Source organism: Aurantimonas sp. 22II-16-19i (assembly GCF_002088275.1).
Taxonomy (GTDB): domain Bacteria; phylum Pseudomonadota; class Alphaproteobacteria; order Rhizobiales; family Rhizobiaceae; genus Jiella.
The window spans coordinates 1-15,060 of the sequence record NZ_AQQS01000007.1 but is presented as its reverse complement, the minus strand read 5'-3'; the positions used below and the strand labels follow the sequence as shown (position 1 = coordinate 15,060).

Sequence of the window (15,060 nt, the reverse complement as noted above, 5' to 3'; positions counted from 1 at the left end):
AACCTCAGTCTCGAGCCTGCGCCGCTGCGGCGCGGTGGATGGCGCGGCGGATGCGCGGATAGGTGCCACAGCGGCAGATATTGGTGATCGCCTCGTCGATTTCGGCGTCGCTCGGCCGGGCGTTTCGGGCGAGGAGCTCGGTCGCGGCGATGATGAAGCCCGGCTGGCAGTAGCCGCACTGCGGCACCTGCTCGTCGATCCAGGCCTGCTGCACGGCCGATAGCGTGCCGCCGGGGCCCGAGAGGCCCTCGACGGTGACGATCGTCGCGCCGGCAACGTCACCGAGGGTGATCGCACAGGACGGCGTCGACACGCCGTCTACCAGCACGCGGCAGGCACCGCATTGCGCGATGCCGCAGCCATATTTGGGGCCGAGGATGCCGAGATCCTCGCGCAGCGCCCACAGGAGCGGTTTGTCGTCCTCGTCCGTGATGGACACGGGCAAGCCGTTGACGATGAAGGCGACCATGCAATCTCCGTTGTGTTGCTGGGCTTTGCCGCAGCCGCGGCGCTCGCCTCGAGCGCTGCGGGGGCTGCCAGCCAGAACCTCCGGCCTCCGCGGCAAGCGAAGGCCGGAGGTTCTGGCTGTTCCGGATCAGCGGCTGCGGGGCTGCCTCGACTTCGCGCCGCCGGGCCCGTTGAGACCGAGGTCGCTGGCGAACGGGGCCGCTTCGCTGCGGCGGGCACCCGCGGAATAGCCGAACGTCGTGGCCGTGCCGGGGACGGTGTCCGGGACGGGGCGGCGCGTGGCCGCCCTTCCGGCGGACGCCGCGCCGTTCGCGACGCGATGGCGCTCCGTTTCGTCGCGCCGGTCCGCATAGTGGCCGGAGCCCGGAACCACCGCGAGGGCGGGCGCGGCGAGAAGAAGGCTCGTGGAGGCGAGAAGAGCGGCCGAGACAGTCTGGAGGAGGGACATGGTCTTGCCTTTCAGGTGAGGGGCTGATGATCGCAGGCGCCGGAGCCTTTCGGCATGATCCGCGCTTGCGGGAAGCGCCAGGACCGATCGGTGGCGGCCTGGCGGAGGGCCTTGCGGGATGGGGGGATCCCGTTCCGTCGACCCTGGCGCTTCGAGGATCAAATTAGCCGGCACCTGTCGCAGCCCTGTGCCGGGGATGTCGGAAGATGTATTCGATTGTATCGGGGAGGCGTCTCCAAGGCCGCAACTGCGGAGATGCGGGTACATTCTGATACAGTTTCGCCGAAGCATCCCTTGCGCGAACAAGGTACAAAGTCTCGAATGTCCAGCGTTCGAGGCGGATCATGGAGCCCGTGCCCCACATCATCGTCGTCGACGACCACCGCGATATCCGCGATCTCGTCGGCAAATACCTGCAGCAGCAGGGCTACCGCGTCAGCACGGCCGAGAACGGTTCAGCGCTTCGACGTCTGCTCGGGCGCGCCGCCGCGGACCTCATCGTCCTCGATATCATGATGCCGGGCGAGGACGGCCTCACCCTCTGCCGTGAGCTTCGCTCGGGCGCCGGCCCGGACATCCCGGTGATCTTCCTGACCGCCCGCGCCGACGAGACCGACCGCGTCATCGGCCTCGAGCTCGGGGCGGACGACTATCTCGTCAAGCCGTTCTCATCGCGCGAATTGCAGGCCCGCATCAAGGCGGTGCTGCGCCGCGTCAACAGCCTGCCGCCCCAGCGCGCCGCGCGCCGCACGGGCCTGATGCGCTTCGAGCGCTGGGTGCTCGATCTCGGGCGGCGCGAGTTGCAGGGCGACGACGGCGTGGGCGTGCCGCTTTCCACGGCGGAGTTCCGGCTCCTCAAGGTCTTCGTCGAGCATCCCGGCGTCGTGCTCAGCCGCGACCAGCTCCTCGACCTCACCGTCGGGCGCGAGGCCGATCCCTTCGACCGCAGCATCGACAACCAGGTCAGCCGTCTGCGTCGCAAGGTCGAGGCCGACCCGAAGAACCCGTCCATCATCCAGACCCATTGGGGTGGCGGCTACAGTTTCATGCCGGAGGTCTCCGCGGCGTGACGCGCCTTCTCACCCTGTGGCGCAAGAGCCTGTCGGTCCAGCTCCTGGCCTCGATGCTGGTCGCTCTCTTCGTGTCGCAGGCGATCGGCATGTGCATCTCCTGGGACAAGTTCATCGCGGATCTTCGCGCCGCCTCGCGCTACGAGCTCAGCAGCCGGTCCGAAGCGGTGGCCCGGCTGGTCGAGACCGTGCCGCCGGCGCTCCAGTCGGAGATCGCGCGCGTCAACGCCACCGACTACACCCGCTTCTGGATATCGGAAGATCCCGCACCCGATCTGGAAGACTGGGTGACCGCCGCCTTCGAGCGCTTCCAGGTGCCGCTGCGCGATCTGTTGAACGGCTCGGGCGAGGGCGCCCCGACCGATGGCGCTTCGGAAAAGACGCAGATCCCGGCGGGCGCGAGCGAGGCGCTCTTCATGGAGGGGCTGGCCTGGACGGGGCCGGCTGCAGGCGGGGGCAACCTGCCGGCGCAGGGGCGCACGCTCGATTTCGCGACGCGCAACGGCGCCGGCGTCATCGTCCCTCTGAGCGACGGGCGGGCGCTCAACGTCGCCTATTACAAGCAGATGATGCCGACGATCTGGAAGACGCATCTTCCACTGGCGCTGACCCTCACCGCCATCTTCGTCTCGCTGATCGGCGTCCTGACGGTGCGCAGTATCATCCGTCCCTTGCGACAACTGACCAGAGCGGCCGAGACGCTCGGGCGCGGCGAGGCGGTGACGCCCTTGCGCGCCTGCGGTCCCGACGACATCCGCCATACCGCCGAGGCCTTCAATCGCATGCAGGAACGCCTGCACCGGTTCGTCGAGGACCGCACGCGCATGCTGGCGGCCATCGGTCACGACCTCAGGACCCCGCTGACGACGCTGCGCCTGCGCGCCGAACTGGTCGAGGACCCGGATCTCCAGGAGCGGATGCTGGCGACCATCGCGGAAATGCAGGCGATGACGGAGGCGACGCTGTCGCTGATGCGCCAGGAAACCAACGCCGAGCCGACGCGCACGATCGATCTGTCGGCGCTCGTCGAGAGCATCTGCGAGGATCTGGCCGAGATCGGCCAGAAGGTGATTTTCGTCGGCGGCGAACGCGTGAACTATCGTTGCCGGCCGGACGGGCTCAGGCGTTCGATCCGCAACCTCGTCGAGAACGCGGTGCGCTATGCGGGAAAGGCCGAAGTGCGTCTGGTTTCGACACGCTCGGCCATCGAGATCGTCGTCGAGGACGACGGACCCGGGATCCCGCTCGACCGGCTGGAGGAGGTCTTCGCGCCCTTCTTCCGTCTGGAAGGCTCGCGCTCCCGCGAGACCGGCGGCATCGGGCTCGGCCTGTCCATCGCCCGCGCCATCGCCCGCCAGCACGGCGGCGACATCGTCCTTTCGCTTCGTCAACCCGGTCTGAAGGCCGCTATCGTCCTGCCGGCCTGAGGGCGCCCATGAACCGACGGCATTTTCGCGGGGGTTCGTCTTGCCGATCACGGAACCGTTTCAGACGGCGACAGCAGCGACTGCGGCGACCGCGGCAGCTCGAGAGCGCCAGGGTTGCGATCTGGATGATCGCCTGGCCGGAGCGCGCGCGCCGGTTCAATCGGCCATCGCCCTGAAGGGTTTGCTGCGGCCTGACGGGGCACCGCCATCGCGTGGAACGGGCGGAAGCGCCGGGCCGCATCCCGGCGATGCCCGCGATGTCGTCTGCGAAACGACAGGATGGACACGGCCTCGCACGCGATCTGCGCAAAGGCGCATCCGGTGGCACGCGGCCGGCGCGGTCGCCGTGCGCGGCCGCTTTGAACCTGTCCGGCGAGCGGCGCTGTCCCTGCTTCGCGCGCCGCCCGCACGGATCTCATCGGGACGGACGCCAGGCCCGGTCTTCGTCAGGAGGAAAGATATGGCCCATATCGACGACTTTCTCGCCAAGCTGCGCCTGGAGAGCACGGTCTTCTGCCGGATGATCCTTGCCGGCGAGTGGGGCTTTGCGAAGGAGGCGCTGCTCGGCGCGCCGTTCCACATCATCCTGTCGGGCGAGGCGTCGGTCGATGTTTCGGGACGGAGCATCGCCCTGGCGGCGGGGGACGTCGTCGTCCTTCCGAGTGGTGAGCCGCATCGGCTGCTCGCGCGGCCGGGCGCCGACGCGGTTCCCTGGAGCCGCGTTGCCGACGAGATGGGTCTCGTCCCCTGGCAGCCGGGCGCGCGGTTCAAGATGCTCGAGCTGACCTTCGGTGTCGACGGACCGAAGACGAGCTTGATCTCGGGCGTCTTTGCGTTCGACGATCAACGCCGCAACCCGCTGCTCGCGGCGCTTCCCCCCGTCATGCACCTGCGCTCGGCGGTGGCGTCGACCTCCACCGCCGCATCGCTCGTGTCGTTGCTGCAGGTGGAGCTGAAGCCGGACACGCCGGGCTCGGTCGAGGTGAGTTCCCGCATCGCCGACCTTCTCCTCCTGCAGGTCGTGAGGCACTACCTCGGCAGCGCGGACCTGCCGTCAGGATGGCTGCGAGGCGTCGCCGATCCGCAGATCGCACCCGCTCTGGTCCTGATGCAGAATGCACCGCAAAAGCGCTGGTCGGTGGCGATGCTCGCAACGGCCGTCGGGATGTCGCGGTCATTGTTCGCCGCCCGTTTCAAGGACGTCGTCGGGCAGTCGCCTCTCGAGTTCCTGACCGAATGGCGGATGTACTCGGCGACGCTCCAGCTCGTCGACGCCCGCCTCCCGGTCAAGTCGATCGCCGACGCAGTCGGCTACGCCTCGGATTCCTCGTTCAAGAAGGCCTTCAAGCGCTGGAGCGGACGATCCCCGGCGGCCTACCGTCGCCAGCACGGCGCCTGCGACCGGTCCTTCGTGGCGTGAATTCGCCTGGACGATCGGTGCGGTTACTTGGACTCCCGGACCGGCGCGGTCACGGCTTCATTGCTGTAGCTGTTGGTCGAAAGGAGTTTGAGCATGACCAACACCCTATTGGAACACTCCGACCATCCCGACCATCCCGACCGGCTTGACGACCGCGACGCTGGCAGCACGGTCGGCCCCGACCGTCCGTTCACGGTCACCCGCCGGGCCGTTCTGGCGACCGGTGCCGCGGCAGCCGCAACGGCACCGCTCCTGCAGATGGAATTTGCCTCGGCACAAACCGGCTCACCCTTGCCGTCGCCGTCTCAAGGCGCGATCGCCTTGCGCACGACGGTCAACGGCGAGGCCGTGACCGTCTTTCTCGATACGCGGACCTCGCTTCTCGACGTGCTGCGCGAGACACTGAACCTCACCGGAACGAAGAAGGGCTGCGACCACGGCCAGTGCGGCGCCTGCACCGTGCATGTGGACGGCCGGCGCGTCGCCTCGTGCCTGACGCTGGCGGCGAAGGCCGAGGGACGCTCCGTCACAACGATCGAGGGATTGTCCTCCGGCGACGCGCTCCACCCGATGCAGCAGGCCTTCATCGACCACGACGCGCTGCAGTGCGGCTTCTGTACCCCCGGCCAGATCATGGGAGCGGTGGCGTGTGTCAACGAGGGCCATGCGACTTCGCCCGAGAGCATCCGCGAATCCATGAGCGGCAATCTGTGCCGCTGCGGCGCCTATGTCACGATCGTCACAGCGATTTCGGACGCTGCCCGCAGGATGGGAGAAGCCTGATGCAACCGTTTACGTACATGCGTCCCGCGACGACGGCCGAGGCGGTCAGCGCCTTCGCCGGGGCCGGGGAGGGCGCGCGCTACATCGCTGGCGGCACCACGCTCTACGATCTGATGAAACTGAAGGTCGAACGCCCACGGCATCTCATCGACGTCACCGCCATCGCCGGCATGGACGCGGTCGCGACGGAGGGCGAGGTCATGCGTTTCGGCGCGCTCGCCCCGATGAGCGCCGTTGCCGCCGATCCCGTGGTTGCGGCCGAATACCCGGTCCTCTCGGAGGCACTCCTGAAGGCCGCCTCGCAGAATCTGCGCAACATGGCGACCATCGGCGGCAACCTCCTGCAGCGCACACGGTGCCTCTATTTCCGCAATCCCGGCGGTGCGACCTTCGCCTGCAACAAGCGCCAGCCCGGCAGCGGCTGCTCGGCCATCGGAGGGCTCGACCGGGGGCAGGCCGTGCTCGGCATCAGCGAGGCCTGCACGGCCGTCTCGCCGGGCGACTGGCCGGTCGCCCTGACGGCGATGGACGCCGTCGTAGAGATCCTCGGTCCCGGTGGCACCCGCACGCTGCCGGTCGTCGAACTCTACCGTTTGCCGGGAGCGACGCCGCATCTGGAATTCACGTTGGACACCGGCGAGATCATCACTGCCATCATGGTGCCGAAGACGCCCGCCGGCACTGCCTCGACCTACCACAAGATCCGCGATCGGGAGTCCTACGCCTTCGCCCTTGCCTCGGCCGCCGTGGCGCTGGAGCTCGAAGGCGATCGCGTCACCAGAGCCCGGATCGCACTCGGCGGGGTCGCGACACGGCCGTGGCGCGCCGTGGCGGCCGAGACCGAGCTTGCCGGCACGCGGCTGACGCCCGAGGCCGCACTCGCCGCCGGCCATGCGGCAATGCGCGACGCGACGCCCGGCCGGCACAATGCCTTCAAGATCGAACTCGGAGCGCGCACGGTCGCCGACGCGCTCCTGATCGCTGCCGAACGGAGCCGCGCATGACCACTCCCTATCCAGATCGCAGCCGCGTCGACGCCTATGCCAAAGTCCGCGGCGCTGCGACATACGCCGCCGACGCGCAGTTCGCGGACCTCGTCCACGCGATGACCGTTCCTTCGCCCGTGGCGAAGGGGACGCTGACCGCGCTCGACACCGAGGCCGCCTCACGGGTTCCCGGTGTTCTGCGCATCCTCACCGCGGCGGACTTCGCCCACGCGGTGCCGGAGGGCACCCATATGGGCGCACCGCCGCCGACGCTCGAGACCCGCATCGCCTATCTCGGGCAGCCGCTCGCGCTCGTCGTCGCCGAGACGCTGGAAGGCGCGATCGAGGCGGCGGAGGCTGTCCGCCCGATCATCGAGGAGGAGCCGTTCGCGGCCCTGATGACCTCGCCGGGTGCCGTCCGTGAGAACGCCGAAGGAATGGAGGCGGGAGACGTCGAGGCGGCCTTCGCCGAAGCCAGGACCATCATCGAGGCCGAGTACCACTCGCCGACCCAGCATCACAATCCGATGGAGATGGTCTCGACGACCGCCGTCTGGGCAGACGGCCGGCTGACGATCCACGAAGGCACGCAGAACTCCGGGGCCGTCCGCTCGGCGGTCGCCCGCCTGCTGCGGCTCGACCCGGCCATTGTCGAGGTGAAGAGCCCGACCGTAGGCGGCGCGTTCGGCCAGAAGGGCTGGGCGCAGCGCCAGACGGCGATCGTCGCCCACGCGGCGATGCTCCTCGGGCGGCCCGTCAAGCTGGTGATGCCGCGGGCGCAAGTCTTCCATGTCGCCACGCATCGGCCGCACATCGTGCACCGGATCCGGCTCGGCGCCGATGCGTCGGGACGCATGGTGGCGATCGAGCACGACGCGGCGCAACAGAACTCGCGCCAGGGGCCGTTTCCGCCGGAATATCACGAGGCCGCCATCAGGCTTTACGGTATCGCCAGCTATCGCGGAACGGCGGCGGACGTGCGGACCGACGTCTCGAATCCCGCCCACATGCGTGCGCCCTACGAGCACCCGGCCATCTTCGCCATGGAGAGTGCCGTCGACGAGCTGGCCGCGGCGCTAGAGCGCGACCCCGTCGAGTTCCGCATGGCCAACGATGCGACCCACGACCCGCATACCGGCCAGCCTTATTCCTCCCGCTTTCTCAACGAGTGCTTCGCGGAGGGCGCGTCGCGGTTCGGCTGGTCTAGCCGCTCGGCGGCGCCCGGTTCGATGACGGCGCCCGACGGAACGCAGATCGGTTGGGGCGTCGCGGGCGGCGTCTATCCCGCCCTCGTTCACCCGGTCATCGCCAGGCTCCGCATCTATGCCGACGGACGCACGCGCTTTTCCGTCGCCGGACACGAATTCGGCCAGGGCATCCGCACGGTCCTCGCCAACGTGTTGTTGCGCGAGCTCGAGGTGCGGGACGACCAACTGGAGATCCTGATCGGCGACACGACGGTCGCGCGCCAACATCTGACCGCCGGCTCATGGGGCAGTTTCAGCGCTGCGCCCGCAGCCGCTGCGGCCGCGCAGAAGATGCAGGCGGCCGTCACGGAGCTCCTCGACGGCCGACGCATCGGCGGCTCGCTGCACCAGCAGCTCGCCACGGTCCGTCGCCCTTTTGTCGAGGTCGAGGTCACCCAGTTCGGCCCCGGCCAGGATGCGGCCCTTCTGGAGCAATGGCAGAACTACAATTTCGCCGTTACGGGGCCGGCCTATCCCGGCTTCACGGCCATGAGCTACATCGCGCATTTCGTCGAAGTGCGCGTCGAGCCGCGGACCCGCCGCGTGCGCGTGCCGCGGGTCGTCAGCATTGCCGATTGCGGCCGCGTGCTCAGCCCTCGCACCGCGGAGAGCCAAGTGCGCGGCGGCGTGATCTGGGGCATCGGCCACGCCTTGCGCGAGGCGACGGAGACCGACCCGCGCTATGGCGGCTACCTCAATTGCGACTTTGCGGACTACGTCGTTGCCGTGAACGCGGACATCGGCGAGATCGATGTCGGCTTCATCGACCGGCCTGATCCGCTCGCCAATTCACTTGGTGCCAAGGGGCTCGGAGAGGTCGCGATGGTGGGCGTCTCCGCTGCCGTCGCCAATGCCGTGTTCCACGCCACGGGCCGGCGCATTCGCGAGCTGCCCATCAGGATCGAGCATCTTCTTTGAGATCGCCGGCGACAAAGATCTGCTGCGACCGGATCTTCTCCTGATGGTGTCCCGCTGCGTGGGAGCTGGCTGCAATCATCGAGCTGTCCGGCTTGGCTAGGCTGATCAGCGATCAGCGCGCCGTGGTCGGAAAGCGACCCGCAGCGGGTCACCAGGGCGTCCGGTAATCGAATGATCTTCCTCGCTGCAACGAAGATCGTGCAGAATCGATTTCGCACTTTGCACCTGCCACGACTGGTGCCGTTGCCGTTCATCGACTCTGGCCCCCGGAAGCAGTCGTCCACGGGCATGCGTCGGCTCACCCATTCGTATCCCGGCGCTCAAGGCGCGGTCGCGACATCATTTTCCGCCGCGCTGCGAGGTGTCGCCGCATGCTTCCTGCCGAAGATCGACCTGATGGCGACGTAGAAGACCGGCGTCAGGAACAGCCCGAAGATCGTCACGCCGAGCATGCCGGAGAACACCGCCGTGCCGAGCGACTGGCGCATCTCGGCGCCGGGGCCGGTGGCGATCATCAGAGGCACGACGCCGAGGATGAAGGCGAAGGCGGTCATCAGGATCGGCCGCAGCCGCAGCCGGCACGCCTCGACGACGGCGTCGACGGGGCTCTCGCCCTGATCCTCGGCCTGGCGGGCGAATTCGACGATCAGGATGGCGTTCTTCGCCGCCAGGCCGATCAGGACGACGAGGCCGATCTGGGTCAGGATGTTGTTGTCGAAGCCGCGGAAGGCGACGCCGAGGAGGGCGGCGAGGATGCCGAGCGGCACGATCAGGACGATCGCCAGCGGCAGCGTCCAGCTCTCGTATTGCGCCGACAGCGCCAGGAAGACGAACAGCACCGACAGGCCGAAGATCAGGATCGCCGTGTTGCCGGTGTTGCGCTCCTGGAAGGCGAGTTCGGTCCATTCGAAGCCGGTGCCGGGCGGCAGCACGCCCTCGGCCACGGCTTCCATGCTCTGCAGCGCCTCGCCGGTCGAGACGCCGGGCGCCGGATTGCCCTGGATCGGCACCGAGACATACATGTTGTAGCGCTGGACCAGCGCCGGCCCGGTGACGTCGCGGATCGTCGTCAGCGTTCCCATCGGCACCAGCGCGCCGTTCGCCGAGCGGACTTTCAGCCGCAGAATGTCGCTCTGGTCCAGGCGGAAGGCCTGATCGGCCTGCGCCCGCACCTGATAGACACGGCCGAAGGCGTTGAAGTCGTTGACATAGGCCGTGCCGAGATTGATCGACAGCGTCTCAAAGATGTTGGGGATCGGCACGTCGAGCATGCGCGCCTTGTCGCGGTCGATCTCGAGATAGAGCTGCGGGCTGGAGGCCGAGAAGGTGGTGAAGACGCCGGCAAGCCCCGGTGTCTGGTTGGCGCTGGCGATGATGTCCTGCGCGACGCCCATGATCTGCCGGACGTCGGAACCCGAACGCTCCTCGACGAGCATCTTGAAGCCGCCGGAATTGCCGACGCCGCGGATCGAGGGTGGCGGGACGGCGATGATGAAGGCCTCCTCGATCGCCTGCAGCCGCTGGAACAAGGAGCCGATGACGGCATCGGCGGATTCGCCCTTCTCGATCCGCTCCTCGAAGCCGTCGAAGCCGGCGAAGATCACCCCCTGGTTGGAGGCGTTGGTGAAGGTCGCCCCGGAAAAGCCGGCGAAGGCGATCGCATCTTTGACGCCCGGCGTGTCCTGGACGATGCTTGAGGCCTCGCGGATGACCGCGTCGGTCCTTTCCAGGGAAGCCCCGTCCGGCAGCTGCACGACGACGATGGCATAGCCCTGGTCGAGGGTCGGGATGAAGCCGCGCGGCACCGTGGACAGCATGTACCAGGTGGCGAAGACGAGGCCGCAGAAGACCAGCAGCATCGCGCCCAGCGCCAGCCACGTCCCGGTCAGGAAGCGCACGGTGCTTGCATAGCCGTTGGCCAGCCGGTCGAAGCCGCGATTGAAGCCGTTGGCGAGCGATGTGCCGATCCGGGTCAGGAAGAAGCGCGGCCGGCTGTGGTCGTGTTCCTTCAGGAGGATCGCCGCGAGCGCCGGCGACAGGGTCAGCGAGTTCAACGCCGAGATCGCCGTCGCCGAGGCGATGGTGATGGCGAACTGCAGATAGAACTGCCCGGAAATGCCGGGGATGAACGCCGTCGGCACGAAAACCGCGATCAAGACGATCGAAATCGCCAGGACGGCTGTGCCGACCTCGTCCATCGTCTGATGCGACGCCTGCTTGGGCGTCATGCCTAGGGCGATGTTGCGCTCGACGTTCTCGACCACGACGATCGCGTCGTCGACGACGATGCCGATGGCCAGCACCAGGCCGAACAGCGTCAGCATGTTGAGCGAGAAGCCGAAGGCGAGAAGCAGGGCGAAGGTGCCGATCAGGGAGACCGGGATCGCGGCGATCGGGATGAGCGCCGTGCGCCAGGACTGCAGGAAGACGATGATGACGATGACGACGAGCAGCACCGCCTCGAAGATCGTCCGATAGACCTCGTCGATCGATTCCGAGATGAATTCGGTCGGGTTGTAGACGATCTGGTAGGCGAGGCCGGGCGGGAAGTCGGCGGACAGGCGCTCCATCGTCGCCTTGATCTCGTCGGATGTGGCAAGTGCGTTGGTGCCGGGCCGCTGGAAGATCGCCATCGCGACCGCAGGCTTGCCGTTCAGATAGCTGTTGGTGACGTAGTCGCGGGCGCCGAGCTCGATGCGGGCGACGTCCTGCAGCTCGATCAGCCGGCCCTCGCCGGCGGACTTGACGATGACGTAGCGAAAGTCGCGGGCGTCGTCGAAGCGCCCCTGCGTCGTCACGGTATATTGGAAGGCGTTGCCGCCGTCGTTGGGCGGCGCGCCGATCGAGCCGCCGGAGACCTGGACGTTCTGCTGGCGCAGGGCCTCGACCACGTCGCCCGCGGTCATGCCGTAGGCCGACAGCTTGTCGGGGTCGAGCCAGATCCGCAGCGAATATTCGCGCTCGCCGAAGATGATCAGATCGCCGACGCCGTCGAGGCGGAGCAGCTGGTCGCGGGCCCGCGAGCGGGCATAGTTGGAGACGTAGAGCTGGTCGTAGCGTTCGTCCGGCGAGAGCATGTGGACGACCATCATCAGGTCCGGAGAACTCTTCGCCGTGGTCACGCCGATGCGCCGGACCTCCTCTGGCAGGCGCGGCTCGGCGATGGCGACGCGGTTCTGGACGAGCACCTGGGCGAGATCGAGATCGGTCCCGAGCCTGAAGGTGATGGTCAGGCTCATCGCGCCGTCGCTGGTCGAGTAGGACGACATGTAGAGCATGTTCTCGACGCCGTTGATCTCCTGCTCGATCGGCGTCGCGACGGTCTTCGCCACGGTCTCGGCATCGGCGCCGGTATATTGCCCCCGCACCACGATGGTGGGCGGGGCGATTTCCGGATACTGGGCGATCGGCAGCTGGGTATAGGCGATCCAGCCGACGACAAGCAGCAGGATCGAGATGACGCTGGCGAAGATCGGCCGGTCGACGAAGAAGTGAGCGAACCTCATAGTGCTTCCTCCGCCACGACCCGTTCGGGCGGCAGGACTTCCAGCCTGGGCGTGACGGTGATGTCGGGGCGCACGCGCATCAGGCCGTTGACGACGACCGTCTCGGTGCCGGTGAGGCCGGAGCGGATGACGCGGTAGCCGTCGAGCTTCGGGCCGGTGCGCACGGGCTTCGCCGAGACCTTGCCGGCGTCGTCGACGACATAGACGATGCGCTGGTCCTGGTCGGCGCCGATCGCCTCGTCGGGCAAGAGAACCCCTTGATGCGGCAGCGAGCCGGGAACGTTGATCCGGCCGAACAGGCCCGGCAGGACGCGCAGATCGGCATTGGGAAAGCGGGCGCGCACGCGCATCGTGCCGGTGTCCCGATCGATCCGGTTCTCGGCGAAGTCGAGCCTGCCCTCGATCGGCGCTTCGCGGCTGTCGGCGAGATGGACGGTGACGGCCAGGCCGCCGACCCCCTCCTGGAGATTGCTGCCGCGTTCCCGCGCATCGCGGGAATAGGCGAGGAACTGGCGCTCGTCGATGTCGAAGTAGAAGTCGATCGGGTCGAGGGAGACGATGCTGGTGAGAACCGTCTGGTCCGCCTGGACGAGATTGCCGACCGAAATCCGCCGGCGGTCGATCCGCCCGGCGATCGGGGCGGCGATGTCGGTATAGCCGAGATTGAGGTCGGCCGTCGCCTTCGCCGCCGTGGCGCCGGCGAGGGTGGCCTGGGCCGACAGGAACTCGCGCCTCCGATCGTCGAGGGTCGAGGCGGGGATGTTGCCCGTCCGCGTCAGGTCCTCGGCCCGGCGCAGCTGGCTCTCGGCAAATTCCAGCGCCGCCTCTGCGACGCTCATCTGCGACTGCGCCTCGGAGAACGCGAATTCGAACGGCCGCTTGTCGATGGTGAACAGCGGATCGCCCGCCTTCACCAACGCGCCGTCCTTGAAGTGCGTCGTCTGGAGATAACCGCCGACCCGGGCCCGCAGTTCGACCTCGTCCACCGCCTCGAACCGGCCGATGAACTCGTCGTCCTCGACGATTTCCCGCACGACGGGTTTGGCGACGGTGACCGTGGGCGGCGGGGGAGCCGACTGGGCGAGGGCCGGCCAGGGCACGAGGCCTAAGGTGAACAGCAACCCGAACACGGCGCCGGTCGAACGACCGGACGCACGCGCATGCAAATCAAAAGCCATGGATCTTCCACCCGTGGAGGACGAAGAATGCACTGCAGCATTAACTTTCGGTAACTGAGATGCCGTTCGACCGGCTGCAAGGGCGTCTCGCTTCCTTGGCCACTCTGTTCACGAAACCAGCGCCTGCCCTCGTCGCTACGTCGCCGGCTGCAGATCGCCCGCAAGTGTCGGAATGAGTTCGGAAACAGTCGGATGGATGGGAACGGCGCGCTCGAAGATCGTGTAGGGCAGGTCGGCAGCCATCACGTCGAGGATGCCGTGGATCGCCTCGTCGCCCTCGACGCCGAGAATGCTCGCGCCGAGGATGCGTCTGGTCTGCGCGTCGGCGATGAGCTTCATGAACCCTTTCGTCTCGCCTTTTTCCTTCGCCCGGCCGACACGGCTCATCGGGCGGGTCGAGATCAGCAACGGCCGGCCGCTGGCACGGGCCTGCGTCTCGGTCATGCCGACGCGGCCGAGCGGCGGATCGATGTAGAGCGCATAGGCGGGAATGCGGTCGTCGAGGCTGCGCGTGCCGTCGCCCAGAAGGGTGGCGGCGACGATCTCGTAGTCGTTGTAGGCGGTGTGAGTGAATGCACCGCGGCCGTTGCAGTCGCCGAGGGCGTAGATGCCGGTAACATTCGTCTGCAGCCGGGCGTCGACCTTGATGTAGCCGCGGCCGTCGGTTTCGATCCCGGCGGCCTCAAGACCGAGGTCGTCGGTGTTGGGGCGGCGACCGACCGCCATGAGGACATGGCTCCCGACGATGTCGGGGGGCCCTTCCCGGCAATCGACCCGCACCGCGACCCCATCGGCGTGGGCGGCGAAGGCGATGCACTCGGCACCGGTGCGGACAAGGATATCCTCGGCTTCCAGGATCTCGCGGATGGCCGACGACACGTCCTCGTCCTCCCGGGAGACGAGGCGGGGGCCCTTTTCGATCACCGTGACCTTCGCGCCGAAGCGTCGGTACATCTGCGCGAATTCCAGGCCGATATAGCTGCCGCCGATCACCACGAGATGGCGCGGCAGGACGTCCAGCGCGACGATGTCGGTGTTGGTCATCACCGCGACGCCGCCGATGCCGGGCATGTCCGGCACGATGGCGCGGCCGCCGACATTGAGAAAGATCAGCGGGGCCGAGAGGGTTTCATCGCCGACCGCGAGGGTGCGTGCGTCGAGGAAACGGGCGTGGCCGCGCAGGAAGGTCAGCCGATCCATACCCTCCAGCCAGCGCTCGTTGTTCTCCCGGGCCTCGCGCGACACCGTTTCGGCCCGTGCCCGGACGCGCCTCATGTCCACCGAAACGTCGCCGGCAAGCGTGACGCCATAGTCGCCGGCGCGGCGCGCCATGGCGGCCACCTTGGCGCTGGCGACGAGCGTCTTCGTCGGCATGCAGCCGGTGTTGACGCAGGTGCCGCCGACGAGATGGCGCTCGATCAGCGCAACCGTCATTCCACTCGCGGTCAGACGGCCGGCGAGCGAGGGACCGGCTTGGCCAGCGCCGACGATGATGGCGTCGAATTGCCGGGTCACGAGACTGCCCCGACGATCAGGAAGGCGCCAAGGACGGCGACGCCATCCTCGATCAGCGCGGCCGGAAGGTCTCGCCCGAGGGCCGCGGCGAGCC

General features: G+C 67.9%; 11 protein-coding genes and 1 pseudogene. 6 read left to right on the top strand and 6 right to left on the bottom strand.

Translation table 11 applies throughout. The features are described from left to right. Window positions 1–4 precede the first annotated feature (4 nt). Together ATO4_RS07850 and ATO4_RS07845 are read right to left on the bottom strand one after the other, a co-directional pair. Window positions 5–469, bottom strand: a complete 465-nt coding sequence (locus ATO4_RS07850; protein WP_083590888.1) for a (2Fe-2S)-binding protein — start codon at window positions 467–469, stop codon at window positions 5–7. A 126-nt stretch (window positions 470–595) separates the two neighbouring features. Continuing rightward, the gene (locus tag ATO4_RS07845; protein WP_083590887.1) at window positions 596–916 is read right to left on the bottom strand and encodes a hypothetical protein; all 321 of its coding nucleotides are present in this window, start codon (window positions 914–916) and stop codon (window positions 596–598) included. Between the two features lie 344 nt (window positions 917–1,260). Here ATO4_RS07845 and ATO4_RS07840 point away from each other — a divergent pair, with 344 nt between their 5' ends. From ATO4_RS07840 to ATO4_RS07815, 6 genes are all read left to right on the top strand, one after another. After that, window positions 1,261–1,986 carry a response regulator gene (locus ATO4_RS07840; RefSeq protein ID WP_083590886.1) on the top strand — a complete coding sequence of 242 codons (726 nt, stop codon included), beginning with the start codon at window positions 1,261–1,263 and terminating at the stop codon, window positions 1,984–1,986. Then, the gene (locus ATO4_RS07835) at window positions 1,983–3,413 is read left to right on the top strand and encodes an ATP-binding protein (protein WP_245308627.1); all 1,431 of its coding nucleotides are present in this window, start codon (window positions 1,983–1,985) and stop codon (window positions 3,411–3,413) included. Before ATO4_RS07840 ends, ATO4_RS07835 begins: the two co-directional genes overlap by 4 nt. Before the next feature lie 460 nt (window positions 3,414–3,873). Then, window positions 3,874–4,833 (top strand): AraC family transcriptional regulator, encoded by a 960-nt coding sequence (locus tag ATO4_RS07830; RefSeq protein ID WP_083590885.1) that lies wholly within the window; start codon window positions 3,874–3,876, stop codon window positions 4,831–4,833. Window positions 4,834–4,926: 93 nt separating this feature from the next. After that, complete coding sequence (locus tag ATO4_RS07825) at window positions 4,927–5,616, top strand: (2Fe-2S)-binding protein (protein WP_083590884.1); 690 nt, start codon at window positions 4,927–4,929, stop codon at window positions 5,614–5,616. Then, window positions 5,616–6,620: a xanthine dehydrogenase family protein subunit M gene (locus ATO4_RS07820; RefSeq protein WP_083590883.1), complete on the top strand. Its 1,005-nt coding sequence runs from the start codon at window positions 5,616–5,618 to the stop codon at window positions 6,618–6,620. Before ATO4_RS07825 ends, ATO4_RS07820 begins: the two co-directional genes overlap by 1 nt. Beyond that, on the top strand, window positions 6,617–8,767 hold the full coding sequence (locus ATO4_RS07815) for a xanthine dehydrogenase family protein molybdopterin-binding subunit (protein WP_083590882.1): 2,151 nt from the start codon (window positions 6,617–6,619) through the stop codon (window positions 8,765–8,767). Before ATO4_RS07820 ends, ATO4_RS07815 begins: the two co-directional genes overlap by 4 nt. A gap of 320 nt (window positions 8,768–9,087) precedes the next feature. Here the strand turns inward: ATO4_RS07815 and ATO4_RS07810 are convergent, their stop codons facing one another. From ATO4_RS07810 to ATO4_RS28260, 4 genes and pseudogenes are all read right to left on the bottom strand, one after another. Continuing rightward, window positions 9,088–12,273, bottom strand: coding sequence for a multidrug efflux RND transporter permease subunit (locus tag ATO4_RS07810; protein WP_083590881.1), 3,186 nt, complete (start codon window positions 12,271–12,273; stop codon window positions 9,088–9,090). Then, window positions 12,270–13,451, bottom strand: coding sequence for an efflux RND transporter periplasmic adaptor subunit (locus ATO4_RS07805; RefSeq protein WP_083590880.1), 1,182 nt, complete (start codon window positions 13,449–13,451; stop codon window positions 12,270–12,272). The genes ATO4_RS07810 and ATO4_RS07805 overlap by 4 nt, the downstream gene beginning before the upstream one ends. A gap of 135 nt (window positions 13,452–13,586) precedes the next feature. Then, a complete protein-coding gene (locus tag ATO4_RS07800) occupies window positions 13,587–14,966 on the bottom strand; it encodes an FAD-containing oxidoreductase (RefSeq protein WP_083590879.1) in 1,380 nt (459 codons plus the stop codon). Next, a pseudogene (locus ATO4_RS28260) lies at window positions 14,963–15,060 on the bottom strand (DUF4126 domain-containing protein); the annotation flags it as partial. The gene ATO4_RS07800 and the pseudogene ATO4_RS28260, both read right to left, overlap by 4 nt.

What these genes read in the sequence shown, in the direction of transcription:
- ATO4_RS07820 (WP_083590883.1), top strand. Translation starts at nt 5,616, where the DNA reads ATGCAACCGTTTACGTACATGCGTCCCGCGACGACGGCCGAGGCGGTC.
- ATO4_RS07825 (WP_083590884.1), top strand. Translation starts at nt 4,927, where the DNA reads ATGACCAACACCCTATTGGAACACTCCGACCATCCCGACCATCCCGAC.
- ATO4_RS07815 (WP_083590882.1), top strand. Translation starts at nt 6,617, where the DNA reads ATGACCACTCCCTATCCAGATCGCAGCCGCGTCGACGCCTATGCCAAA.
- ATO4_RS07830 (WP_083590885.1), top strand. Translation starts at nt 3,874, where the DNA reads ATGGCCCATATCGACGACTTTCTCGCCAAGCTGCGCCTGGAGAGCACG.
- ATO4_RS07850 (WP_083590888.1), bottom strand. Translation starts at nt 469, where the DNA reads ATGGTCGCCTTCATCGTCAACGGCTTGCCCGTGTCCATCACGGACGAG.
- ATO4_RS07840 (WP_083590886.1), top strand. Translation starts at nt 1,261, where the DNA reads ATGGAGCCCGTGCCCCACATCATCGTCGTCGACGACCACCGCGATATC.
- ATO4_RS07805 (WP_083590880.1), bottom strand. Translation starts at nt 13,451, where the DNA reads ATGGCTTTTGATTTGCATGCGCGTGCGTCCGGTCGTTCGACCGGCGCC.
- ATO4_RS07845 (WP_083590887.1), bottom strand. Translation starts at nt 916, where the DNA reads ATGTCCCTCCTCCAGACTGTCTCGGCCGCTCTTCTCGCCTCCACGAGC.
- ATO4_RS07810 (WP_083590881.1), bottom strand. Translation starts at nt 12,273, where the DNA reads ATGAGGTTCGCTCACTTCTTCGTCGACCGGCCGATCTTCGCCAGCGTC.